The sequence below is a fragment of the Rhizobium sp. BT-226 genome (assembly GCF_025847085.2).
GTDB lineage: Bacteria > Pseudomonadota > Alphaproteobacteria > Rhizobiales > Rhizobiaceae > Rhizobium > Rhizobium sophorae.
Genome location: NZ_JAOYTI010000002.1, coordinates 528408 through 552012, shown reverse-complemented (window position 1 = coordinate 552012; position 23605 = coordinate 528408). Strand labels below are relative to the sequence as shown.

The 23605-nt window shown below is 61.2% G+C and carries 26 protein-coding genes; 16 read left to right on the top strand and 10 right to left on the bottom strand.

Features of this window, described 5'->3' with window-relative positions:
• The first annotated feature begins 60 nt into the window (after window positions 1-60).
• The 5 genes from OIU37_RS12855 (at window position 61) to OIU37_RS12835 (ending at window position 2637) form a co-directional block, all read left to right on the top strand.
• The gene (locus OIU37_RS12855) at window positions 61-795 is read left to right on the top strand and encodes a L,D-transpeptidase (protein ID WP_129418393.1); all 735 of its coding nucleotides are present in this window, start codon (window positions 61-63) and stop codon (window positions 793-795) included.
• Window positions 796-1124: 329 nt separating this feature from the next.
• Window positions 1125-1334, top strand: coding sequence for a cold-shock protein (locus tag OIU37_RS12850; RefSeq protein ID WP_003546468.1), 210 nt, complete (start codon window positions 1125-1127; stop codon window positions 1332-1334).
• A gap of 249 nt (window positions 1335-1583) precedes the next feature.
• Window positions 1584-1868 (top strand): hypothetical protein, encoded by a 285-nt coding sequence (locus OIU37_RS12845; protein ID WP_012756578.1) that lies wholly within the window; start codon window positions 1584-1586, stop codon window positions 1866-1868.
• Between the two features lie 77 nt (window positions 1869-1945).
• The gene (gene rpsU, locus OIU37_RS12840) at window positions 1946-2185 is read left to right on the top strand and encodes a 30S ribosomal protein S21 (protein WP_003546477.1); all 240 of its coding nucleotides are present in this window, start codon (window positions 1946-1948) and stop codon (window positions 2183-2185) included.
• 227 nt (window positions 2186-2412) lie between these two features.
• Entirely contained in the window at window positions 2413-2637 is a 225-nt protein-coding gene (locus OIU37_RS12835; protein WP_003546479.1) for a hypothetical protein, read from the top strand.
• Between the two features lie 36 nt (window positions 2638-2673).
• On the opposite strand, the gene OIU37_RS12830 is transcribed toward OIU37_RS12835, so the two are convergent.
• Window positions 2674-3162 carry a MarR family winged helix-turn-helix transcriptional regulator gene (locus tag OIU37_RS12830; protein WP_264257636.1) on the bottom strand — a complete coding sequence of 163 codons (489 nt, stop codon included), beginning with the start codon at window positions 3160-3162 and terminating at the stop codon, window positions 2674-2676.
• Between the two features lie 123 nt (window positions 3163-3285).
• On the opposite strand from OIU37_RS12830, the gene OIU37_RS12825 reads away from it, so the two are divergent.
• Window positions 3286-3708 carry an organic hydroperoxide resistance protein gene (locus OIU37_RS12825; protein ID WP_003546481.1) on the top strand — a complete coding sequence of 141 codons (423 nt, stop codon included), beginning with the start codon at window positions 3286-3288 and terminating at the stop codon, window positions 3706-3708.
• A 93-nt stretch (window positions 3709-3801) separates the two neighbouring features.
• Here OIU37_RS12825 and OIU37_RS12820 read toward each other — a convergent pair whose 3' ends face one another.
• Window positions 3802-4248 (bottom strand): MarR family winged helix-turn-helix transcriptional regulator, encoded by a 447-nt coding sequence (locus tag OIU37_RS12820; protein WP_168312473.1) that lies wholly within the window; start codon window positions 4246-4248, stop codon window positions 3802-3804.
• Between the two features lie 88 nt (window positions 4249-4336).
• Between OIU37_RS12820 and OIU37_RS12815 the strand changes: the two genes are divergently transcribed.
• The 3 genes from OIU37_RS12815 (at window position 4337) to OIU37_RS12805 (ending at window position 6534) form a co-directional block, all read left to right on the top strand.
• The gene (locus OIU37_RS12815) at window positions 4337-5065 is read left to right on the top strand and encodes a thioredoxin family protein (protein ID WP_171601183.1); all 729 of its coding nucleotides are present in this window, start codon (window positions 4337-4339) and stop codon (window positions 5063-5065) included.
• A 142-nt stretch (window positions 5066-5207) separates the two neighbouring features.
• Entirely contained in the window at window positions 5208-5675 is a 468-nt protein-coding gene (locus tag OIU37_RS12810) for a DUF1579 domain-containing protein (RefSeq protein ID WP_264257635.1), read from the top strand.
• Between the two features lie 79 nt (window positions 5676-5754).
• A complete protein-coding gene (locus OIU37_RS12805; protein WP_264257634.1) occupies window positions 5755-6534 on the top strand; it encodes a VOC family protein in 780 nt (259 codons plus the stop codon).
• Between the two features lie 198 nt (window positions 6535-6732).
• Here OIU37_RS12805 and OIU37_RS12800 read toward each other — a convergent pair whose 3' ends face one another.
• The 3 genes from OIU37_RS12800 to OIU37_RS12790 all read right to left on the bottom strand — a co-directional run bounded on the left by OIU37_RS12800 (window position 6733) and on the right by OIU37_RS12790 (window position 12334).
• Window positions 6733-8253 (bottom strand): ABC-F family ATP-binding cassette domain-containing protein, encoded by a 1521-nt coding sequence (locus OIU37_RS12800; protein WP_264257633.1) that lies wholly within the window; start codon window positions 8251-8253, stop codon window positions 6733-6735.
• Between the two features lie 636 nt (window positions 8254-8889).
• Window positions 8890-10485 (bottom strand): ABC-F family ATP-binding cassette domain-containing protein, encoded by a 1596-nt coding sequence (locus OIU37_RS12795; RefSeq protein WP_264257632.1) that lies wholly within the window; start codon window positions 10483-10485, stop codon window positions 8890-8892.
• A gap of 283 nt (window positions 10486-10768) precedes the next feature.
• The gene (locus OIU37_RS12790; protein WP_264257631.1) at window positions 10769-12334 is read right to left on the bottom strand and encodes a helicase HerA-like C-terminal domain-containing protein; all 1566 of its coding nucleotides are present in this window, start codon (window positions 12332-12334) and stop codon (window positions 10769-10771) included.
• Between the two features lie 223 nt (window positions 12335-12557).
• Between OIU37_RS12790 and OIU37_RS12785 the strand changes: the two genes are divergently transcribed.
• The 3 genes from OIU37_RS12785 to OIU37_RS12775 all read left to right on the top strand — a co-directional run bounded on the left by OIU37_RS12785 (window position 12558) and on the right by OIU37_RS12775 (window position 13922).
• The gene (locus tag OIU37_RS12785) at window positions 12558-12950 is read left to right on the top strand and encodes a hypothetical protein (protein WP_003546502.1); all 393 of its coding nucleotides are present in this window, start codon (window positions 12558-12560) and stop codon (window positions 12948-12950) included.
• A 97-nt stretch (window positions 12951-13047) separates the two neighbouring features.
• Window positions 13048-13503, top strand: coding sequence for an NUDIX hydrolase (locus OIU37_RS12780; RefSeq protein ID WP_264257630.1), 456 nt, complete (start codon window positions 13048-13050; stop codon window positions 13501-13503).
• 131 nt (window positions 13504-13634) lie between these two features.
• Window positions 13635-13922, top strand: a complete 288-nt coding sequence (locus OIU37_RS12775) for a hypothetical protein (RefSeq protein ID WP_372353360.1) — start codon at window positions 13635-13637, stop codon at window positions 13920-13922.
• Between the two features lie 31 nt (window positions 13923-13953).
• Here OIU37_RS12775 and zwf read toward each other — a convergent pair whose 3' ends face one another.
• The 3 genes from zwf to OIU37_RS12760 form a co-directional block, all read right to left on the bottom strand.
• Window positions 13954-15462: a glucose-6-phosphate dehydrogenase gene (zwf, locus tag OIU37_RS12770; RefSeq protein WP_264257629.1), complete on the bottom strand. Its 1509-nt coding sequence runs from the start codon at window positions 15460-15462 to the stop codon at window positions 13954-13956.
• Between the two features lie 314 nt (window positions 15463-15776).
• The gene (gene tam, locus OIU37_RS12765) at window positions 15777-16547 is read right to left on the bottom strand and encodes a trans-aconitate 2-methyltransferase (protein ID WP_264257628.1); all 771 of its coding nucleotides are present in this window, start codon (window positions 16545-16547) and stop codon (window positions 15777-15779) included.
• Window positions 16548-16634: 87 nt separating this feature from the next.
• Window positions 16635-17915: a hemolysin family protein gene (locus tag OIU37_RS12760; RefSeq protein WP_168312486.1), complete on the bottom strand. Its 1281-nt coding sequence runs from the start codon at window positions 17913-17915 to the stop codon at window positions 16635-16637.
• A gap of 641 nt (window positions 17916-18556) precedes the next feature.
• Between OIU37_RS12760 and OIU37_RS12755 the strand changes: the two genes are divergently transcribed.
• Window positions 18557-19069 (top strand): AAA family ATPase, encoded by a 513-nt coding sequence (locus OIU37_RS12755; protein ID WP_264257627.1) that lies wholly within the window; start codon window positions 18557-18559, stop codon window positions 19067-19069.
• Between the two features lie 163 nt (window positions 19070-19232).
• Here the strand turns inward: OIU37_RS12755 and OIU37_RS12750 are convergent, their stop codons facing one another.
• Both OIU37_RS12750 and OIU37_RS12745 read right to left on the bottom strand, forming a co-directional pair.
• A complete protein-coding gene (locus OIU37_RS12750) occupies window positions 19233-19682 on the bottom strand; it encodes a hypothetical protein (protein ID WP_138328978.1) in 450 nt (149 codons plus the stop codon).
• Window positions 19683-19810: 128 nt separating this feature from the next.
• The gene (locus OIU37_RS12745; protein ID WP_264257626.1) at window positions 19811-20497 is read right to left on the bottom strand and encodes a TetR/AcrR family transcriptional regulator; all 687 of its coding nucleotides are present in this window, start codon (window positions 20495-20497) and stop codon (window positions 19811-19813) included.
• 148 nt (window positions 20498-20645) lie between these two features.
• On the opposite strand from OIU37_RS12745, the gene OIU37_RS12740 reads away from it, so the two are divergent.
• From OIU37_RS12740 to OIU37_RS12730, 3 genes are read left to right on the top strand one after another with little or no spacing between them, the layout of a single operon-like run.
• Window positions 20646-21824, top strand: a complete 1179-nt coding sequence (locus tag OIU37_RS12740) for a patatin-like phospholipase family protein (protein ID WP_264257625.1) — start codon at window positions 20646-20648, stop codon at window positions 21822-21824.
• A 28-nt stretch (window positions 21825-21852) separates the two neighbouring features.
• The gene (locus tag OIU37_RS12735) at window positions 21853-22611 is read left to right on the top strand and encodes an acetoacetate decarboxylase (protein WP_168315710.1); all 759 of its coding nucleotides are present in this window, start codon (window positions 21853-21855) and stop codon (window positions 22609-22611) included.
• Between the two features lie 26 nt (window positions 22612-22637).
• Entirely contained in the window at window positions 22638-23420 is a 783-nt protein-coding gene (locus OIU37_RS12730) for a 3-hydroxybutyrate dehydrogenase (RefSeq protein WP_264257624.1), read from the top strand.
• The last annotated feature ends 185 nt before the right edge of the window (window positions 23421-23605 follow it).

Here is a 23605-nt window from a genome sequence, read left to right as displayed (position 1 = left end):
TCGCTGGTTTATGCGGCGTCTCGTCCGGCTTCCCGCATCAAAGGAAATCAGTCCCGCGTCATGAGCTTCGATAGACATCTTTCCCGCCGCAGCTTTCTTTCCTTTTCGGCGTTGACCGCAGCCTCCGCGCTCGCCGGCTGCGCCTCCTCGGCCAATACCGTGACATCAGGCGATACGACGATCATTTACCGTTCGCCCATGCGCCTGTTCCAGTCCCCGGGTGCGTCGAGCGTGCCGAGTGGGGCCGAACTTGCCGTCATGTATGGCCCGATCGAAGACGGCGGCTTTCTCATTCCAGCCGTTCCTTACGAGCAGATCGATCCGCGCTATTATCGCCAGCGCGTCGTCGATCCCACCGGCCAGCCCCCCGGCACCATCGTCGTCGATACGCCGTCGCGCTTCCTCTATCTCGTCCAGGGCGACGGCATGGCGATGCGTTACGGCGTCGGCATCGGCCGCGAGGGTTTCGCCTGGCAGGGCTCGGGCGTCATCCAGTGGCGTCAGAGATGGCCGCGCTGGAAGCCGCCGAACGAGATGGTCGCCCGCCAGCCCGAACTCGTCAAATATTCGATCGAGAACGGCGGCATGGAGCCGGGTCTCAAGAACCCGCTCGGCGCCCGCGCGCTCTATATCTTCTCGAACGGAGAGGACACGCTCTACCGCCTGCACGGCAATCCCGACTGGCGCTCGATCGGCAAGGCCGTCTCGTCAGGCTGCGTGAGGCTGATGAACCAGGATATCATCGATCTCTACGATCGCGTGCCGACCAAGGCGCCCATCGTCGTCTGGCAATGATCGTCACCGAGGCGGCCGCAATTCGGCCCGCCTCGGATCGATCGCTTTGCCCGGGCAAGCTGGCGCTTTGCCCCCGGGCAAGCCGATGCTTTGCCCCCGCGGAAAAGGGTGCTTTCCCCTGGGGCAACAGCCTCATTTTGTGCCCGCGAGAGAATTATTTTCCGAAATACCATTGCTTAATTCGGCAAATATCCTACATGGTGCGTATCGAATTGCTTGCGACCTTTGTCCACGCGCTTGAGCGCTCCGTCAGATATCCTCTCAACATCGATACGGCTTGTCGGATATCTTTCCGCAGGCGAACACAAACGGTTGAAAAGGAGATCGTTATGAATTCAGGCGTCGTCAAGTGGTTCAATGGCACTAAGGGTTTTGGCTTCATTCAGCCCGATGATGGTTCTACGGACGTTTTTGTCCATATCTCAGCGGTTGAACGCGCCGGAATGCGCGAACTCGTTGAAGGTCAGAAGATCCGCTACGATCTCGTCCGCGACAAGAAGTCCGGCAAGAATTCGGCCGACAACCTTCAGGCCGCATGATTTGTCATTCGCCTAGGCTGGCCATGTGCTGGCAGCAAGCTGACCAAGGATGTACTGGCAGCGAGCTGACCAGGGATGGCGGTGAGCTGCCCATACCGGCAGCGGGCTGAGTGACTGGAAGAGGTCGGGTCCGAGCCCGGCCTTTTTGCTTTGATCGCAGGCTTTTCCGGAATGCCCGGTCGTTCCTGAATGACCCCCGGTCGTTCTGATTGACCGATTGAGCAGCCGAGGAGTCGAAGGGACGCTGAAATGGGCAGACCAAACTATAAAGTCGGCGACATGATTGTGCTGAAATCCGGCCTCACCCGCACGGCGAAAGCTGACAAGCGGTGCCGGATCTCCAGCATCCTGCCCAACGACCATGGGCATGTGCAATATCGTGTCCAGTTCGACGCAGAGAATTTCGAGCGCCGCATCACTGAGGCCGACATCGATACCGGTGAATCTCCGTCGAGGGCTTCCCCTGAGGCGGCGGCCAAGTCCGACGGCGCCGAGCCCTGGCTGAAGTTTTCGAGCATCAAAATCGGGAAGTAGTTCCGGGTTTTTATTTTGGCCCGGGGTTTTAATTTTGAACAGTGCGGCCTCGCCGCCGCAACAGGAAGGATATCGTTTTGCAGGTACTCGTCAGAGATAACAATGTCGATCAGGCGCTCCGCGTGCTCAAGAAAAAGATGCAGCGGGAAGGCCTGTTCCGGGAAATGAAGGCGCGCAGCGCCTTTGAAAAGCCATCCGAGAAGCGCGCCCGCGAAAAGGCCGAGGCCATTCGCCGCCAGCGCAAGCTCGCCCGCAAGAAGCTGCAGCGCGAAGGTCTGTTGCCGGCACCGAAGAAGGTTCTCCGCCCCACCCGCTAATCCAGGCCGTGGGGCATCACGGCCCACTGTGGCATCACGGCCCAACCGTGAAATCACGGTTCAGCCGTGAATCATGGTTTCTGCCGTGGAGCCATGGCTTGCAGCGCCGCGCGTCTTTTCCAGGCGCGCAAGGAGGCTGTAACACTTGAATTTCAGCATAATTCCTTGAGCCGATTCCGATTTGAGGAACTATGCAGTAACGCCGCCATCACCTGGGAAAGGGGCACATGACCGCCACCAAGGGAGAATTCTTCAATCCCGCCAAGCTCTCGTCTCGCGACAAGGCGGAAGCGACCGATCACACGGCGCGCGCCATTATCGCCGCCGAGGCGTCGGCCCGTGACAAGAAGACGGAGAAGCTGAAGGCGCTGCGTTTGCAGCAGGAGGCCGAGGCCGAACCTAAAGCGGCGCCTGCAAAGAAGCGCCGGTCGCCGGCTAAGCCACGGCCCTGATCCCGGCGCGCATACCGGCTCTGCCGGGTAATGCGTTCAGCCGTCGCCCGTGCCGGCCCGCCCGAGATTGCCCCGCAGCCGATGCAGCATGTCGCGCATCTCGGCCATTTCCTGAAGCGTGCAGCCTGCGGCTTGCCCGATCGCCGTCATGATCGTATCGATCTCCCCCTTCATTGCCTGACCTTGCTGGGTCAGCGACACGATCACCTGCCGTTCGTCGCGCAGGTCGCGGATGCGTTTGATCAGTCCGCTCTGTTCCAGCCGTTTCAACAGCGGCGACAGCGTGCCGGAATCGAGATCCAGTTGCTCGCCGATCGTCTTCACCGGCAGCTCGCCGCGTTCCCAGAGCACCAGCATCACCAGATATTGCGGATAGGTCAGGCCGACCCTGTCGAGGATCGGCTTGTAGGCGCGGGTGAAAGCATGCGCCGTCGCGTAGACCGCGAAGCACAACTGCTTTTCCAGCCGCTTCTCCTCTTGCGGTATCTCGATCGTCTTCGTCGTGTGCGCTTTCATATCCATCATCCTTGAGGCTTGATTGTCCTCTTTTCGAATTCGAAATGCAATTTGCAAAATTCACTTGCGTACAATTTAATTGTGCGATAATAAAATCCAACCCGATCGAAGGGCCAACCAAAGGAGATCGTCATGCCTATTCTCTATACGACCAAAGCTTCTGCCACCGGCGGCCGCGCGGGCCGCGCCGTTTCCGAAAACGGCGTTCTGGACGTGACGCTGACCGTTCCCAAGGAACTCGGCGGCGACGGCGCGACCGGCACCAATCCCGAACAGCTCTTCGCTGCCGGCTACTCCGCCTGCTTCCTCGGTGCATTGAAATTTGTCGCGGGCCAGCAGAAGGTCAAGATTCCCGAGGATACGACGGTCTCCGCCAAGGTCGGCATCGGCCCGCGCGAAGATGGCGGCGGCTTCGGCATCGAAGTGGCGCTGACGGTCAACATCCCGGGTCTGGACCGCGAAACGGCTGAAAAGCTTGCAGCCGCAGCCCACATCGTCTGCCCCTACAGCCACGCGATGCGCACCTCGACCGAGGTCCCGGTCACCGTCGCCTGATCGGGCTTAAAAACTTGGTAGCCGTATCGGCTGCCGCCATCTGCCGGCCGGATAGCGTGTTTATCCGGCCGGTCTCGGCGTTTCTATCGTCATTCATGACAGCGCCTGCAGATCCTGCCGCAGCCTTGCGACGCTGCCATCCGGCAGCTTTCCGTCGATCATCGCATGCGTGCTTTCCCAGATCGGCAGCGCTTTTGCCAGCACCGCCTTGCCCTCAGGGGTGAGGCTCAGCAGCCGGCCGCGCCTGTCCCTCGGGTTCTCCATCACCGTCACCCAGCCCTTGCGCTGCAATGGCTTCAGCGCCGCCGTCAGCGTCGTCTGGTCCATGGCGAGCAGGGCGGCGACCGGCCCCATAGGCGGCGGCTCCGGCCGGTTCAGCGACATCATCAGCGAAAACTGCCCGTTGGTCAGCCCGGCCGGCCTCAGCGCATCGTCGAACAGCCGGGCAAGCGCGCGTGCTGCCCGCTGCACATGCAGGCAGAGGCAGGTGTCGCGCACCATCAGCGTCGTGGAAAAGGGAATCTCGATCGAATTTGACATGCTCCATTTCTATTGATATCAATGTATTTAGTCAAGGAGAAGGAGATGAGCCGGCTTCACCGGCAAGCGCCGGAGGAGGGCGCATTTCATGCAGAACGAGGTTGTTTCCCGCGAAGAGTGGCTCGAAGCCCGCCGTGCCCTGCTGGTAAAGGAGAAGGAGGAGACGCGGCTGCGCGACAGCGTCAACGCCGCCCGTCTGGCGCTGCCCTGGGTGAAGGTCGACAAGGATTATATCTTCGAAACGCCGGAGGGCAGGAAATCGCTCGCCGATCTCTTCGACGGCCGCAGCCAGTTGCTGATCTACCATTTCATGCTTGGCCCGGATTGGGATGCCGGCTGCACCGGCTGCTCCTTCCTGTCCGATCATATCGATGGCGCCCTGCCGCATCTGAACAATCACGACGTCACCTGGGTCGCCGTTTCGCGCGCGCCGCTCGACAAGATCGCCGCCTACAAGCAGCGCATGGGCTGGCAATTTCCCTGGGTCTCTTCCTTCGGCAGCGATTTCAATTTCGATTATCACGTTTCTTTCAGTCCCGAGGATCTTGCCAAAGACAAGGTCTTTTACAATTTCACACCGATGCAGCCGGCTGATGCCAATGACGAACTGCCGGGCCTCAGCGCTTTCTACCGCAACGACAAGGGCGAGCTCTTCCATACCTATTCGAGTTATGCCCGCGGGCCGGAAGAACTGATCGGCACTCTGATGATCCTCGACCGCGCGCCGAAGGGCCGCAACGAGGACAGCACGATGAATTTCGTGCGCCGCCACGACGAATATGAGGAGGCCGCCAAGGCGCCATCCTGCTGTCACTGAGCCGGAGCATGATGCCGAAAAGTGTAAGCGGTTTTCGGGCGACATCACGCTCTAACTATCCAGCAATTCCAGCAAGACTGCGTAGCGGTTTTGCGTCCGGAATGCGGAAAACAGACACCACCATCACTCAAGGGAGAAGAGGATGATGAAGACCGCTGAAGTGCTGAAGGAACATTCCTTCCTGGAAAGATTGCTCGGCGACTGGACCGTGACCGCACCCGACATGAGTGGCGGCGAGCCATGGACGGAGACCGTCCGCTCGCTGCACGGCATCTGGTTCGTCGCCGAAGGGACCGGCCGCATGCCTGATGGTAAGGAGGCGACCAGCATCCTGACGCTCGGTTACAACGACGCAAAAGGCAAGTATGTCGGCAGCTGGATCGGCAGCATGATGGACTATATGTGGGTCTACGAGGGTGCGGTCGACGCGTCAGGCAATGTGCTGGACCTCTATACCACGGGCCCCGACTTCAATGGCGAGGGGCTCGCCGATTACCGCGAGCAGATCATCTTCGTCGACGCCGATCACCGCACTTTCGTCTCCAGCGCCAAGCAGCCGGACGGCTCCTGGAAGCAGTTCATGGAAGCACATTACGCCCGCAAGATCTGACAATCGCGGCGCTCACCCTCGAGAAAAGGGGCCCCGCAAAGGGGGCCCCGAAGAGGGGCGTCGAAAAAGGGAGAGTAGGATGTCTGAGACGCATGGAAAGTTCATCTGGTGCGAGTTGATGACCCCCGACACATCAGCTGCCGCGAAATTCTACAGCTCGGTCGTCGGCTGGACCACCTCCGAAATGAAAATGGAGGGCATGCCCACCTACACGATCTTCGAGGCGAACGGCATCGGCGTCGCCGGCCTGATGGAATTTCCCGCCGAACTCGAAGGCAAGGGCATTCCGCCGAACTGGACGGGTTATGTCGACGTCGACGACGTCGACCAGACTGCCAAGGATTTTGCCGCCAATGGCGGTTCGGTCCGCCGTCCGCCGGAAGACATCCCGACCATCGGCCGCTTCGCCGTCGTCGCCGATCCGCACGGCGCGGTGCTCTGCATCATGACGCCGGCGCCGATGGATAAGCCCATGCCGGAACTGGCCTTCGACGCCCCCGGCAATATCGGCTGGCGCGAACTCTATGCCGGCAATGGCAAAGAGGCACTGGCCTTCTATTCCAAGCTGTTCGGCTGGACGAAGGACAGCGAGTTCGACATGGGCCCGATGGGCGTCTATTACCTTTTCGCCCATAACGGCAGGCAGACCGGCGGCATGATGACCAAGCCGGAAAACATGCCGATGACCTTCTGGTGCTATTATTTCATCGTGCCGACCCTCGATGCCGCGATCGAACGTGTCACCTCAGGCGGCGGCAAGGTCGTCAACGGCCCGATGGAAGTCCCCGGCGGCAGCTGGATCATCCAGGCCACCGACCCGCAAGGCGCCTTCTTCTGCCTGGTGGCGCCGAAGCGCTAGGTTTTAGCGCGTCGTTGGCGGCGTGCCGTGAGGCCCCCTCATCCGGCTGCCGCCACCTTCTCCCCGCTGGGGCGAAGGGATTTGCCGCAACGTCTCGACTCCCTCTTCTCCCCAGCGGGGAGAAGGTGCCCGTAGGGCGGATGAGGGGGCTGCACGGCACACCGTTAACAACAATTATGCTCCGGATCCCACCATCCATCATCCCCCAACCGAAGCAAAGAACCCTTCCGGGCTCTCCACCTCCACCAGCCGCTTCCTCTCGATCAGCCAGAACCGGTTTCCCACCGCCCGCACGAAACTGCGGTCATGCGAGACCAGCAGGCAGCTCGCTTCGTGCGCCATCAGCTCGCTCTCCAGCGCCTCCTGTCCGTCGATGTCGAGGTGGTTGGTCGGTTCGTCGAGCAGGTAAAAGTTCGGCTCCGTCAACCTCAACACCAGCATGCCGAGCCTGGCCTTCTGGCCGCCGGAGAGCTGGCCGATCGGTTTTGCCTGCATGTCGATCGTCATGCCGGCGCCTGCCAGCAAGCCCCGCGCCCGCTGGTCGCCGACATCGAAGCGGCGGATGATCGTGCCGATCGGCGTGTCGGTGTCGGCAAGATCGGCAAGCGCCTGGTCGCCATAGCCGAGTACCAGCGAAGGCGTCGCCTTGATGCTGTCGCGCGCCGTCTCCGGTCTTTCGATCGCCTGCTTCAGCATCGACACCAGCCGTGACTTGCCGGCGCCGTTGAGGCCGAGCAGCACGATGCGGTCGCCCTGGCAGATGAATTGCCGGCCGGTCTTGAAGAGCAGCGTTCCATCCGGCGTCGTCACCCCCGCATCCTCCAGCGTCACCAAAACCTTGGCATGCGTGCCGCGATTGGCGAGCCGGATGGCGCCGGCCGAGCGCTCGAGATGCGCCGGTTTTGCGGCGTCCTCCAGCTTCTCCGCCCGCTGCTTGAGCTGCTTCGTCTTGACGACGAGCAGGTCGCTGCCGGAATTGATGCCGATATTGTTGAGCTTCGCCGCCTGCTTGCGCAGCTGCTCCGCGACCTTCATGTCGCGCTCGTAGCGCCGGGCCTCTGACGCATCGGCCTCGTCGAGGGCGGCGCGCGCTCGTGTATAGGGCAGGGCGAAGACCGATGATTGCTCCGGCCGCAGGAACAGCGTCCGGTTGGTCGTCGCATCGAGGAAGGCGCGATCGTGGCTGGAGAGGATCACCGGCACGTCGCGCGGCAGCGCGTTCAGCCAGCCTTCCAGCTGCGCGATCTTTTCAAGGTCGAGATGGTTGGTCGGCTCGTCGAGCAGAAGCACGTCGGGTTCGCTCACCCAGGTGCGGGCAAGCATGGCAAGCCGCTGCCATCCGCCGCTCAACTGCTTCATTGGCCGGCCGCGCATGGCCTCCGGCACGTCGAGCGATTCCAGCACCACGTCGACCCGCCAGCTTTCGCTTTCGGCCTGATCGGCCGGCAGGGCCTGCAACACCGCATCGTAGAACGGCGTGTCGAAAAGGGCAGGTGGCACATTCTGCGCAACATGGCCGACGGTCAGCCCGCGCGCCTTGGTGATCTCACCGTCGCTCGGCTCCAGCGCGCCGGTGATGCAGGCAAGCAGCGTCGATTTCCCCCGCCCGTTGGCGGCGACGAGGCCGATGCGGTCGCCGGCATTGACGACGAGATTAAGCTTGGAAAACAAGGGATTGCCCAGCGTCACGCCGAGATTGCGGATATTGATGAGTGTCATGATCGTTCTCTGGTCTTGACCGGGTATCGAGTGCGATCCAAGGGCATTCAGCCATCACGGGATTGCGCGTATCGGATCCGGGAATTGAGAAAAATGCGCGCGCTATAATTTACGGCGCTGCATTGGCCACGAAGGGCAGACCAGGAAGAGATGTCGAGAAACGGTCTCTGGTCAGCCCTGCAAACGCATTTGCAGGGCGTTGACGGGACCACGCTGGCGAAACTGAAAACAATATTGCATTGCGTGATCCTCCTTTCTCAAAAAAGTTGCGTGATCCAAATAACATTGCCCGCAAAAAGAGGCAAGAGAGCCGGATGCAAGCCGATAGCCGGCCGATATGCGAGCTCGCAGGCGATCATACGATGACCAAGCCTCCATGCCGACCATTGCCACATCATCAAAATGGTCGGATATAGGATCAATTGATTTAATATCCGTCAGGAGGAAGATGTGGCAAGATCATAGCCGCAGAGTGCCATGTGGTCTCCGCTCGACACTGTGTTCGGTACGGTCGCAAGGGGTGAGGATCACCTCGGCAGCGATCTGGACATCGGCCTTGTCGCAGCCTGGGCCGAAGTCGTTCTTGCGAAATAGCCGCGGTGGCGCTGGCAGCAGCGATATCGCCCAAGTCCCGATTTATCCACTCAGCCCACCACCAGCCAGCTCCAGCCGCCGCGTTATCCCGATGCTCTCAAGGAAGGTCTCGTCGTGGCTGACGACGATGAGCGCCCCATCATAAGCGCGTAGCCCGGCCTCGACCGCTGATATCGAGTCGATGTCGAGATGGTTGGTCGGTTCGTCAAGGATCAACAGCGGCGGCGGTGCCGAGCCGAGAACGCAGGCAAGGCCCGCCCGCAGCAATTGCCCGCCGCTCAGCGTCGATACGGTCTGCAACGCGGCATCGGCCCTGAACATGAAGCGGGCCAGCGCCGCCCGGCAGGTATTTTCATCGGCAAGCGGATTGATCCGGCGGAAATTGTCGCGGATCGAGGCCGACGGATCGAGAAGACTGACTTTCTGATCGAGCATCGCGAAAGCGGTCATGACGCCGACCGTGCCGGCCCAGGGTTTCAACTCGCCGGTAATGAGCGCCAGCAAGGTCGTCTTGCCCGAGCCGTTGCGGCCGGTGATGGCGACCCGTTCCGGTCCCGTCACATCGAAGGAGAGATCGCGGATGACGGGATCATCAGGCTGGTAGCCCGATGTCACGCCATCCATCTTCAGCACGATCTTGCCGGTGGGCAGTCCGGTCGGGGGCAGGGTGACCGACAAGGGCTGCAGGATTTCGATCTTCTCGCGCGCCGCCTTTGCCTCTTCCAGCGCCTGGGCGCGCCGGCGTTCGGCAAGCCGGGCATTGTCGCCGCCCGTGGTTTCGCTCCGCTCCTTCATGCCGCCGAGCATGATGCGCGGAATGCCGCCCTTGGCGGCCGTCTTCCGGCCGGCGCTGTCCCGTTGCGCCTGACGTTCCACCGTCGCCTGCGCTTTCCTTGCCACCTCCGCCATGCGTTTTTCGGCTTCAGTAAGATCACGCTGTGCCGCCGCAAGCTCAAGCGCCTTGCGCTCGCGATAATGGCTCCAGTTGCCGCCGTAGCGGGTGGCACCGAGCGACGTCAGTTCGACGATCGCATCGACGCTTTCGAGCAGTTCCCGGTCATGGCTGACGATGATGGCGCCGGCCCGCCAGCCTGACATCAGCGCGATCACCGCCTCGCGGCCTTCTCGATCGAGATTGTTGGTCGGTTCATCGAGCAGCAGAAAATCCGGCTCGGTGAAAACAAGCGCCGCAAGCCGGGCACGGGTGCGCTGCCCGCCCGAGAGTACCGCAAGCGGCGTCTCCGGCGGCGCGTCGAGCCCGGTCCGAGTGAGCGCTGCGGCAATGCGCGCCTCCAGCATCCAGTCCGCCGATGCAAGCTCGTCGGCCGTTGCCCCGCCAACTTCGGCGCGGCGAAGAACAGCCAGCGCATCGGTGACGCCGAAGAGATCGGCGACCGTTTCGTCAGACGCCACCTGAACGCTCTGGCGCAACACGCCGAGACTGCCGCTGTGGGATATCGTCCCCGAGTGCGGCTGAATATCCCCGGAGACGAGCTTCAGCAGCGTCGTCTTGCCGACGCCGTTGCGCCCGACAAGACCGGTCCGCTCAGCCCCGAAACTCAGCTCGAGATTGGAAAAAAGCGGCCGCCCGTCAGGCGTGGACCACGAAAGTTGAGAGAGAGTGATGGATGCAGGCATGGATATGGATTTCCCCGTTGGCAAGGCGAACTGGCGTTGCGATCGGGTTGAAATCCATTGCGGCACACATCCTGTTGAAATGGTCGATGGCGGGGAATTTAGGGAGTAAAGGCTGAAGGTTCAAGCAAAAGAGCCGACTTTCCGCCCCGTTTTTCTCGGCGGGCTTCATCCTGAGATTGCCCCTCACCCTAACCTTGCCGGGGTCGAGCCACTGGTCTCGACCCGTCCTGCGGACCCCGTAAAAACGGGGAGAGGGGACGTGCCCTGCGAGAGGTTGGTGGCCCTACCGCTTCAAACTCCCCAATATCCCGCGCACCAGCGCCCGGCCGACTTGTGTCGCCACCGTGCGCGCCACGCTCTTCATCGCCGCTTCGACCACCGTTTCGCGCTGGTAGCCGGAAGTCCTGCCGCGCGACTGGCCGCGGCCTTGCTGGCTGTCGTCATTGCTGCCGCCGAAGCCGGGCAGGGTCCAGCCGGAGGTGGTGCCCGGTTGTTGCTCTGCCGCTTCTTCCTGCGCTCGCTTGGCGGCCTCGGCATCGGCCGCCTTCTTTGCCCGCGCCGCGAGCAGTTCGAAGGCGGATTCGCGGTCGACATCCTCGTCATAGACGCCGAGAACCGGGCTCCTGTCCATGATCTGCCGACGCTCGTCATCCGTCACCGGGCCGACGCGGCCGGATGGCGGGCGGATCAGCGTGCGCTCAACGATCGAAGGCGCGCCCTTGGCCTCGAGCGTCGAGACCAGTGCCTCGCCAGTGCCGAGATTGGTGATGACGGTGGCGCAATCGAAAGCTGGATTCGCACGGAAGGTATCGGCGGCGGTCCTTACCGCCTTCTGTTCGCGTGGCGAATAGGCGCGAAGCGCATGCTGCGCCCGGTTGCCGAGCTGGGCGAGCACCGTTTCCGGCACGTCGAGCGGGTTTTGCGTCACGAAATAGACGCCGACGCCCTTGGAACGGATCAGCCGCACCACCTGCTCGACACGTTCGGTCAGCACCTTGGGCGCGTCGTTGAAGAGCAGATGCGCCTCGTCGAAGAAGAAGACGAGTTTCGGCTTTTCGGGATCGCCCACCTCGGGCAGTTCCTCGAAGAGTTCCGAGAGCAGCCAGAGCAGGAAAGTGGCGTAAAGCCGCGGGTTCATCATCAGCTTGTCGGCGGCCAGCACCGAGATCTGGCCGTAGCCATTATGGCTGGTGCGCATGATGTCGGTGATCTTCAGCGCCGGTTCGCCGAAGAAATGCTCCGCACCCTGCTGTTCGAGGACGAGCAGCGCCCGCTGGATCGAGCCGACCGAGGCCTTGGAGATCAGCCCGTATTGGTTGGAAAGTTGGCTGGCGTTCTCGCCCATATAGTTCAGCAGCGAGCTGAAATCCTTGAGGTCGAGCAACGGCAGCCCGCCCTGGTCGGCGATCTTGAAGGCGATGTTGATGACGCCTTCCTGCGGTTCGGAGGCATCCATCAGGCGGGCGAGCAGCAGCGGTCCCATCTCGGCGATGGTAGTGCGCACCCGGTGGCCCTTCTCGCCGAACAGATCCCAGAAGATCACCGGAAACTGGTCGAATTCGTAGTCGGTGAAGCCGATCTGCTCGGCACGCTTCGTCAGGAAATCCTTGGGCTCGCCCTTGGCGGCGATGCCGGAAAGGTCGCCCTTGATATCAGCCGCAAACACCGGAACGCCGGCCCGCGAGAAGCCTTCGGCTAGCACCTGCAGCGTCACCGTCTTGCCGGTGCCGGTGGCGCCGGTGACGAGGCCGTGGCGATTGCCGAATTTCAGGTCGAGATATTCCGGCTTGTTGATGCTGTCATCGGGATTGCGGCTCGCGCCGATGAAAATCTTGCCTTCCTCGATCATTCGGAATGCTCCCTTGGGGCTCTGCCGCCATTTGTATGAGAAGGCGTGCTTCTGCCGCCTTCATCGAACCATCGTTTCCCTGTTATAAGCAGGCATGCGCATGCGGACAACTGTTTGCATTGAAAGCAAAACCGGACAAAGTGCGGCCCGGGGAGGGGCCGGCTTGAGTTGCGGTCGAATCTCGATTAACGTTGACGTTAACGTCAAAAACAGGAGGCTGACGATGAATGAAATTGTGACCCAGATCGCCGATCGCGTGGGTATTGCGCCTGATCTGGCCGAAAAGGCGCTCGGCATGATGCTCGGCTTTCTGCAGCGCGAGGCCGCCGATGGCCCGGTCGCCAAGATGATCGAAGCGATCCCCGGCGGCGCCGATCTCGTCGCCCAGTTCAACGGCGCCGGTGCCGGCGGCGGCGGTCTGCTCGGCGGGCTGATGAGCTCGCTCGGCGGCGGCGGCATCATGGGGCTCGGCCAGCAGCTGATGGGCGAAGGCCTCGGCATGGGCGAGATCACCTCGCTTGCCAAGGAGACCATCGCGATCGCCAAGCAATATGCCGGCGAAGAGGTGGTCGACGAGGTCGTCGCTTCCGTCCCAGGCCTCAGCCAGTTCGTCTGAGACGAGGGATCGGCAGGAGCCTCGCTTTGTCGCGGGGCTCACTGTTCTCGCCACACCGTGGTGAAAAGCAAGCGCTGTCCCTATGGAAGGAGAGCTCGTGACCGTCTGGCGCCCGTCGCAGCAGATCAGGGTGAAGGTGATCGGCCTCGCCTGGCGGAAAGACCAGTTGCTTGCCGCCGAAGTGGAGGATGACAGCGGTCGTATCAAGGGCGTTCGCCCGCTCGGCGGTGCCATCGAATTCGGCGAAAGCCGCGAAGAGGCCCTGCAGCGCGAATTCAGGGAAGAACTCGAGACCGATATCCGCATCGTCGGTCCCTGGCATCTGCTTGAAAACATCTACCAGCATCAAGGCGCAATCGGTCACGAATTCATCTTCGCCGCCGACATCGAACTGGCCGATGCATCGCTCTATGAGCGCGATGAAATCCGCTATTCCGAACTCGACGAGACGGCGGCGACGGCACGCTGGTTCGGCCGTGACAGGCTGCGGGACGCCGGCATCGATCTCTATCCGGCAGGTCTCGACAGGCTGCTGTCGCGCTGGCGCGATTGAACCTGATATCGATCGCTCTGAGGCGCCATATTTCGATCGCCAAACTTTGATCGTCCGCCCCCGCTACCGGGGGAACAATGAGGTCGTCCTGCTGTTTCTGTCGCATCGCTGAAACCATAGGGAATAGCATCATGCGTATGTTTCTTGCAGCAGCCTCGATCATTCTCCTCGGCTTCGCCGCTCCGGCTTTCTCCCAGGCGCTTGCTGATATGGACTCTAGCGGCCGCTTCGGCGGCATGCCACCCGGCACGGTGCCGGGGGCGGAATCCAGCGGCGGACTCATGATTCCGCTCGATTCAATCGAAACCGGTGATATCACCGTCGTCATTCCGTCCGATCGGACCACTTGCCCGCGGCCCGGAACGCGTCAGTATCGCGCGGCAGAGCGCGACGGTACGCTAAGCGACGCCTGCCGCTGACGGGATAGCCCAGATCAGAAAGCAGGACCGGCTATTTGTCGTTTCTGTGCAGCACGACGCCGAGTTCGTGCCACTGCCGTCTGTCGCGCTGGATCAGTTCATCGGCTGAGGCCGGTCCCATGCTGCCCGGCGCGTAAGCGTCAGGCACGCTCTGATCTGTAGCCCAGATATCGAGGAAGGGCTGCACCGCCGCCCATCCGGCCTCGATGCCGTCGGCGCGCTGGAACAGGGTCTGGTCGCCGATGAAGAGATCGTAGAGCAGTGATTCATAGCCGGTCGTCTTGGCAATGTCGAATTTGTCGGCATAGCGGAAATCGAGCGAGACCGGCACGGTATCGACGGAAAGCCCCGGCGATTTGATCGAGATTTCCATGCTCAAGCCCTCGTCCGGTTGCACCTGGATTACCAGCCGGTTCGGCGGCAGGCGGCGCTTGACGTCGGTCTCGCGAAACTGCGCGAAGGGAACCGGCTGGAAGGTGATGACGATCTCGGTGTCACGCGCCGTCAGTGCCTTGCCCGTCCTGAGATAGAAGGGCACACCGGCCCAGCGCCAGGTATCGGCATAGAGCTTCAGCGCCACGAAGGTCTCGGTCCTGCTGTCGGGTGAGACGTCCTTGGTATCGCGATAGGCCGCAAGCTCAGCACCATTGAGCGGGCCTGCGCCATAGGCGCCGCGCACGCCATGCGTCTTGGCCTCTTCCGGCGTATATATACGCAGCGCCTTTAGCACCTTGCTCTTCTCGTTGCGGATCGCTTCGGCATCGAAGCTGTTTGGCGGTTCCATGGCGATCATCGCCAGCAGTTGGAAGAGATGGTTCGGCACCATGTCGCGCAATGCGCCGGTTGCATCGTAGAATTTGCCGCGGCTGCCGACATCGACGATTTCGGCGGCGGTGATCTGCACATGGTCGATGTAGCGGCTGTTCCACAAGGACTCGATCATCATATTGGCGAAACGCGCCGTCATCAGGTTCTGCACCGTCTCCTTGCCGAGGAAATGGTCGAGGCGGTAGACTTGGCCTTCCCCGATCTGCGCGAGGATCTGTGCATTGAGCGCCTGCGCCGAGGCGAGATCGGTGCCGAACGGCTTTTCGATGGCGACGCGGCGGAAGGTGCCGTTGCTTTCATCGGTCAGGCCATGGACGGCGAGCTTCTCGACGATCGTGCCGAAAAAGGATGGCGGCACCGCGAGATAGAAGGCGGCATTGGCATGCGGCCCCAGCCGCTTGCCGATCTCGACGAAAATATCGTCCTTGGTGAAATCCCCGGACGTATAGGAAATGCGCCGGCGCAGGCTTTCCCAGGCCTCGTCCTTCACTGTCGGCTCTTCGCCGCTCAGATGGTTGAGGAATTGGTCGAGCCGCCCGCGCAGGAACTCGTCGTCACCCGGCTCTATGCCGATGCCGAGAATGTGGAGATCGTCGCCGACGAGGCGGCTGCGCGTCAGATTGATGATCGCCGGCACCAGCAGGCGGCGCGTCAGGTCTCCCGTGGCGCCGAAGATGACGAGGGTGACCGGCGGGGTAGGGGCAGCGTCCATGTGTCATCTCCTTGGATTTTCCGGCCGACTATAATGCGTGCCGGTCTCGCCGCAACATAGGCGGCGAGGGGTAACAGGCATTTGACGTCCTCTGGCGCTTGCGGCCGCCCCTCATCCGCCTGCCGGCACCTTCTCCCCGCAGGCGGGGCGAAGGGGATATGCCGCGACCTCTCCGTTCCCCGCCAGCCTCTCGCATGGCACGTCCCCTCGCCCCGTTTACGGGGAGAGGGTTAGGGTGAGGGGCAAGCCACACGGCAGGTTTTAGGGTGAGGGCTACCATCGGCGCGAACCGGACATGCCGGCAGCGGCCGCCTTTACCCCTTCACCGCCACCATGAACATCCTCGGAAACCGCAGCAGCACCCGCCCGTCCGACATCCTGGGATAAGCCTTTTCCAACCGCTCCAGATAATCCGCCAAAAATGCCGCACGATGCTCTTCGCCGGCATGGGCGAGATAGGGCATCAGCCCGGTTCCCTTCACCCATTCGACGATCGCCGCAGCATCCGCCATCGGGTGATTGTAGACGCTGTGCCAGATATCGACGCGCGCGGCTTTGGCGATCAGCCGGCTGTAATAGGTGGACGGCGGCGGCAGCGGCTTGCGGCGCACGCTCTTCGCCTCGAAGGCGGATTTCCACGGGCCGGCATAGGCGGTCTCCTCCATCGTCAGATGCGAGGGTTCGCCGAGATTGTCGGGCATCTGCACGGCCAGGACGCCGCCTTCGGAAAGCCCGTCCATCAGCCGGTCGAAGATATCGAGATGATCGGGCAGCCATTGGAAGACGGCATTGGCAAACAGCAGATCCGCGGGCTCAGTCGGCTGCCAGATGCCGAGATCAGCCTCGACGAAGGCTGTGCCCGGCAGCCTTTTGCGCGCCGCCTCCAGCATGTTGATGTCGCTGTCGAGGCCGGAGACGCCGGCAGCCCCATAACGCTCGATGATGAGTTCGGTGGAATTGCCCGGCCCGCAGCCGAGGTCGATGGCGCGAAGAAGACTCTGCAACGGCACCTGTGCCAGAAGATCGCGCGCCGGTCGCGTGCGTTCGTCCTCGAATTTCACATATTGGCTGGCGGACCATGCCATGGCGGTACCTCCTGGTGTCGGACCACGTCTTCCATGCGGATGGTGTCGGTGTTGCTGCCGTCGATCTTGACGGCACGGGCCAAGCCGTCACCCTCGATCTTCAGACACAAGTATTTTGTCGACGCGCCTCCCGTCGAGATCGATGACCTCGAAGCGCCATCCACCTCTCGTGAAGCTCTCGCCCAATTCGGGCAGATGTTTCAGCTCTTCCAAAACCAGGCCGGCGACAGTCTGATATTCCAGATCGTCATCGAGCCTGAGGTTTAAGAATTCAGCGAATTCGTCAATCGGCGTCCAGCCCGACACGAGATAAGAGCCGTCGTCTCGACGAGCGATGGCCTGTTCATCGACAGGTCCCTCCTGCAGAGCCCCCATGATTGCTTCCAGAATGTCACCTGACGAAACAATCCCCTCGAAGTGGCCGTACTCGTCGAAAACCAGCACCATGTGAACGGGCGATTTCCGGATGGCTTCAATGACATTGATGGCAGTTGAAAGGTCTGAAACCACCGGGACATCTTGCGTCAGAGCCTTGATGTCGACACTGCCGTGTTCGGACATCGAGTCGTAGAAGTCTTTGACCGGAAGAATGCCGATCACCTCGTCCGAACTGCCTTTTCGAACGGGCAACCGCGACCGCTTTGTCCTGTGCAACTGGGTCCGAATTTCATCGAGGCTGTCGTCAATATCAATGATTTCCACGTCCCGTCGGGGCGTCATAAGCGCTCGGGCGGTGCGGTCCGCCAGCCGCATGACGCCTGAGATCATCGCCGATTCTTCGCTTTCGATAACGCCAGCCGACTGCGCCTCGGCCAGAACAGTTTTGATCTCTGCATCGGAGACATTGTCGCCACCTTTTCCTGCCTGGCCCAAGAGCTTCAGCACAAGATTTCCGGAGGCGTTCAGAAGCCAAACGAGTGGCAGCGCGATTTTTGACAGGACTGCCATGGCGGGTGCGACCTTGGCCGCAACCGCTTCGGGTTCTCGCAATGCGATCTGCTTGGGAACAAGTTCGCCGATGATCAGCGAAAGATATGTGATTGCCACAACGACTGAACCGACGCCAATGGCATCAGCGGCCGTCGATGACATCCCTTGTGCCTCCAGCCATCCGCTCAGGCGAGCGCCGAGCGTGGCCCCCGAGAAAGCGCCGGATAGAACGCCGACCAGCGTGATGCCGATCTGCACCGTGGAGAGAAAACGACCGGGGTTTTCGGCAAGCTTGATCGCTTGAGCGGCACCCTTGCTCCCGTTGTCGGAGAGAACTTTTAGGCGGGCTGTTCGCGAGGACACAACGGCCAGCTCCGACATGGCAAGCACACCATTCAGGATGGTGAGAAACGCCACAATTCCAATTTCCAGAAACACAGGGACCCTATTCGTTGAGGTTATAATGCCGCATTCGTCAGGCGAAGCGACGAGGCATTCGAAGGGACGCTACTATAGACGCATCGCCTATCGTCTTTCTATCATCGTGTTGACATCAGTGCAGCTTCCATCAGACCGCTCGTCTGAAGTGAAAGTCAGAGGCATCGGTAAAATCGGGTAGGCCCGCGCGGCCACCGGTCATTGACAATGGTCTGGGAAGCGGTCCTCTCTGCGGGAGGCTTGATATGCCTGAGGCGAGGCGGAGGTCATCGCACCGTCTACAATGGTCGCCTGCTTCCTCGGCCGGGAGATCCCGGTTGGAATGGGCGGAGCTTGTACTGGATGGGTCGCTGTCAGGCATGTCGCAATTTTGACGGTGAAACAGTGCTGACGCAAGAGGCGCCGAACGAAAATCCTTATAGCGTCTTGATATGACAGTTTCGCCAACGGATTGCTTGTGAATGCGGCGCGAGACGCCGTGGGGTTTTACGAAGCGCTCGGATGGGCTGTCATTGAGGCCGGTCATGAAAACCCTGTGCTGACAAAGGAATTGCGAACCAGGCCTCAATGGTGAAGTATTGCGCTGACCGCGAGCTGCTCTGACGTTCTCGTGGAACCTCTCCAAAAACGACGAGGTCACAATGCTCATCATCTTTGGCGGTCTGCCTGGCAGTGGAAAGACGACGATTGCCCGCGCTTTGGCTGACCGGTTGAATGCGGTCCATGTGCGCGTCGATACCATCGAGCAAGCAATCCGCGCTTCCGGAATAGCCGATGATGCCGGGCCTGCAGGCTATATCGTGGCTTACGGTATTGCCGGGGACAATCTGACCCTCGGCAGGACCGTTATCGCCGACTCCGTCAACCCACTTCGGATAACCCGGTCGGCATGGCTTTCAGTCGCGCAAGCGGCCGGGGTGACGGCGGCCGAGGTCGAGGTCGTTTGCTCGGACAAAGCCGAACACCGCAAGCGCGCTGAAACGCGCCTCACCGACGTCGAAGGTCTGGTGAAGCCGACATGGCAAGAGATTTCCGAAAGAACCTATGACGAATGGCACGATGCAATCGTCATCGATACGGCTTCGAATACGGTCGATGCCGTTTTGGATGAACTGGTGAGCCGATTGAAATCGCTTGATGCGATGAATGAATGATCTCGTTTCCGAGCCGACACGTAAGGCGAGGCGGATCTCATCGCAGCGTCCTATAGCGGCCGCCTTCCTGGGCGGTGATTCCGGTTTGTCTGCCCAGTGGCCTCGTCTGTTTGGGCGCCCCGGCGTGGCTGATGGTAGCTTTGCTGGTGATTTCCGCAAAATCCTATCGTCCGATAGACAGGTTCCCTGTCGCCAATTCTGCCCGGCAAGCCTCACCAAAATCGAGGAGAAAGTTCATCTCGCCGGAACGCGCGAGATCGCGGATTTCAGAGAGTGAGCGATTGGGCGTCAAATAGGTCTCGACGATCCTTACCATTGCCAGCTCGGCTCCATCCACGACCGGACGGGATGCGATCAGACGCATGTGGGCGACCAATGCATAAAGCAGCACGAGGTCGGAGACGTCGTCCTTCTGGTGGCTTATTGCGTCACCATAAAGCCGCGTGGCTTCGGTGATGAAATCGGAAAACAGCTTTTCGCGTTTGGCAATCTCGGCCTCGCGTTGTTTTTCCTTCACCTGTGATCGATGCGTCATCCAGGTGGAGGCAAACGAGGTCAGGCTGCCAATCGCGATGCCGGCGAGCCCCATCAGAGCAGAGATGTATGCGTCCATGAGATTTCTCCTCTCGGAAAGAGCCGGCGCGAGCACCACGTAAATGACAGGGCGGGTGGCGGTTAGCCCAATGCCCAAGCGTGCTGGTCAAAAAGTCAAAGGTTTGCCAGCGCGAAGCTTGGGAGGCTCTACTCGGGAGCCGGAGGCCCGACCCAGACGCCGGCTGGTATCTCAGGGATACAATTTGCCAATCCGTCGAGCATGCCTTGCAAGACGCCCTCGGTCAGCTCCTCCATCTTGTCGCTGGGGCCGACGAGGCGGTCCACCAGCAGCAAAGTGAGTCCATGCATATGCGACCAGAATATTAGAATAGCCCCATCAATCTTACGTGTGTTTGCCGCGGTGTCTGGAATGAGGCGCCCGAGAGCGCCGTCGCATATCGCCTCTACCACAAGGGCTTTCATGTTATTTGCCGCGGTTCTTTCGATCGCGGGACGCCCATCCTCCTGACTGCCAAGGTAGCCGCCGAACATCAATCTGTAGAGCGCCGGATTGTTGACGCCGCCGGAGACATATGCACGCGCCATAGCTGCCAGCCGCTCGCGCGGACTGTCGAGTTCCTTGGTCGCTTCGGCCATCCGCTTCGCAAGGAGCTCAAATCCGACCGCCGAGACGGCTGCCAGCAATTCCCGCTTATCGGCGAAGTGTTTGTAGGGGGCGTTGTGACTGACGCCCGCCCGACGTGCGAGCTCACGAAGCGAAAACTCCGTGCTTTGAGACTCGCTGAGGACGTCCAGGGCGGCTTCTACGATCGCCCTATGCAGGTCGCCATGGTGGTACGGGCGCGGGTCTTTCGGGGAAATGTCTTGGGTCATGCCATCCATTTAGATTGTTAAGTTGCTCGCGTCAACATTCTGCCGAGCATATGTTGACATTGTCCACTCTAACACCTAAGTGGGCGATGTCAACATATGCTGCGGCCGATCTGGAACGGCAGTGGGATCAACAACCGAGGTAAACTGCATGGCCGCTCAACATCCCGTCAAAAACAACAGGCACCGCATAGCGGAGCGTCCGCCATTCGAGCGTATCGCGCTGCTGCTGCAAGGCGGAGGGGCGCTCGGTTCATATCAGGCCGGCGTCTATCAAGCATTGGCCGAAGCCGGTCTGCATCCTGACTGGGTCGCCGGCATCTCTATCGGTGCCATCAACAGTGCCCTGATTGCGGGCAATCCGCCTGAAAGACGAGTGGAGGCGCTCCGGGGCTTCTGGGAGACGGTAACCGCCCCGGCTCACGGGTTTCCCACTCTGTTTTCGGCGATGCTGGGGGCGATGGGGTTCCAGGGTGATTTCGCGCGTGGCCTGCTCAATCAGGCACATGCCTTCGCCACCCTTATGGACGGCGCCGCGGGCTTCTTCACGCCCCGTCCGGTGCCACCCTTCTTTTCCGCCGCCGGCAGTATCGAGGCGGAAAGCTTCTATGACGTCGCACCGCTGAAGGCGACGCTGGAACGGCTGGTGGACTTCGACCGCATCAATACAGGGACCATGCGTTTCAGCGTCGGCGCCGTTAACGTGCGCACCGGCAACTTCGAGTACTTCGACACCACCACCCACACTATCCGCCCCGAACATATCATGGCGAGCGGCTCCCTGCCGCCTGGCTTCCCGGCCACGAGGATCGACGGCGAGTGTTACTGGGACGGCGGCCTCATCTCCAACACGCCGCTGCAATGGGTCCTCGATAACGCGCCGCGCCAGGACACGCTGGCTTTTCAAGTCGATCTCTGGAGCGCGAGTGGCGAGTTCCCGCGTGACCTCCTCGGAATCGAACTGCGGCAGAAGGATATCCGCTTCTCGAGCCGCACGCGCGCGGCGACCGACCATTTCAAGACGCAACAGCGGCTGCGCCGCGCACTCGGCCATCTCGTGGAGCTCGTCCCGCAGGACGCGCTGCTGCAAGCCGACCCGGAGATCAAGCTGCTCGTCGATCAGGCCGACGAGAAGGTCTACAACATCGTACAGCTCATATATCGCGCCAAGAAATACGAAGCGAGCTCCAAGGATTACGAGTTCTCCCGGCTGACGATGGAGGAGCACTGGGCCTCCGGCTACAACGACGCCCTTCAAACATTGCGCCACCCCGAGGTGCTGCAGCGGCCCGGCACGCCGGACGGCGTCGCCATTTTCGACTTCGATTGAGATTTCACCCAAAGAGAAGAGCACGACTATGAAGATCGCCGCAGTCCGCGAAAACGCCTTCGCGATGCCGCTCAACAATCCGGCCTATCCGAGGCCACCATACAAATTCTACAACCGCGAATTTGTAGTCATCAACTACCGGACCGATCCGGAGACCCTGCGCGCCGTCGTGCCGGAGCCGCTGGAAGTGATCGGCGACACCGTCGCCTATGAATTCATCCGCATGCCGGATTCCACGGGTTTTGGCGACTATACGGAAACCGGGCAGGTCATTCCGGTGCGCTTCACGACGCCGTCGGGCAAGGTGCAGGAAGGCAGCTACGTGCATGCCATGTATCTTGACGACAACTCTCCGATCGCCGGCGGCCGCGAGATCTGGGGCTTTCCGAAGAAGCTGGCGACGCCGAAGCTGTCTCACGAGCAGGAGACGCTCGTCGGGACGCTCCACTACGGCTCGGTTCTCTGCGTGAGGGCGACCATGGGCTACAAGCATCGCGAGCTCCCGCTTGAGCCGCTGGCCAAGGCAATGGCGAAGCCCGCCTTCGTGCTGAAGGTCATCCCGCACGTCGACGGTTCGCCCCGGATTTGCGAACTCGTGCGCTACTATCTCGAGGATGTGACCCTGAAGGGCGCATGGGCCGGGCCGGCAGCCCTGCAATTGTTCGAACACGCAATGTGCGACGTCGCGCGTCTACCCGTGCGCGAAGTCACCTCGGCCAGCCATTACGTCGCCGACCTGACGCTCGGCCTCGGCGAGGTCGTATTCGACTACCTCCAACACGACTGATCTCCCGCAACTGAAAGGAACTATCCATGTCTCGATTTGATGGAAGAGTAGCGATTGTCACCGGAGCCGCGAGCGGCATCGGCAAGGAAATCGCGCTTCGCTTCGCAGCCGAAGGCGGCATTCCCGTGATCGCCGACCTCAATCTCGACGCCGCGAAGGCAACGGCCGCCGAGATCAAGGAGAAGGGCGGCGATGCCTTCGCCGTGGCGATGAACGTCGCCGACGAAGAGCAGGTGGAAAAGGCCGTCGGCGAGGTGATCGCCAAGTTCGGCAAGATCGACGTGCTGGTCAGCAACGCCGGCATCCAGATCGTCAAGCCGCTGGTCGACTTTCCCTTTGCGGACTGGAGAAAGCTGCTTTCGATCCATCTCGACGGCGCCTTTCTGACCACTCGCGCCTGCCTCAAGCACATGTATGCCGCCAATTACGGCCGGGTGATTTACATGGGCTCCGTGCACTCCAAGGAAGCCTCGAAGCTGAAGGGCCCCTATGTCACGGCCAAGCACGGACTGATCGGACTGGCCAAGGTACTGGCAAAGGAAGGGGCCGAACACAACGTCACGGCCAACGTGGTCTGCCCCGGCTTCGTGCGCACGCCGCTCGTCGACAAACAGATCCCCGAGCAGGCGCGGGAGCTCGGCATCAGCGAGGAGCAGGTGGTCAAGACGGTGATGCTCAAGGACACGGTCGACGGCGAGTTCACCAGCACCGATGACGTGGCCGACGCTGTTCTCTATTTCGCCGCGGCCAGGTCCAATTCCGTGACGGGTCAGTCGCTGGTCGTGAGCCACGGCTGGTTCATGCAGTAGGATCGATTGCGGACAGACGGACGGCACGCTTAGCGGCGCCGTGCGACAGAAACGCTCCAGCAACCCGGACCAACTCTACCTCGCGACGAGCCGCAGCGCGCTCGCGCTATCTCGTTTAGAGCAATTCCAGCAAAAGTGTGCAGCGGTTTTGCGTCGGAATTGCGTGAAAACAAAGAGATAGAGCA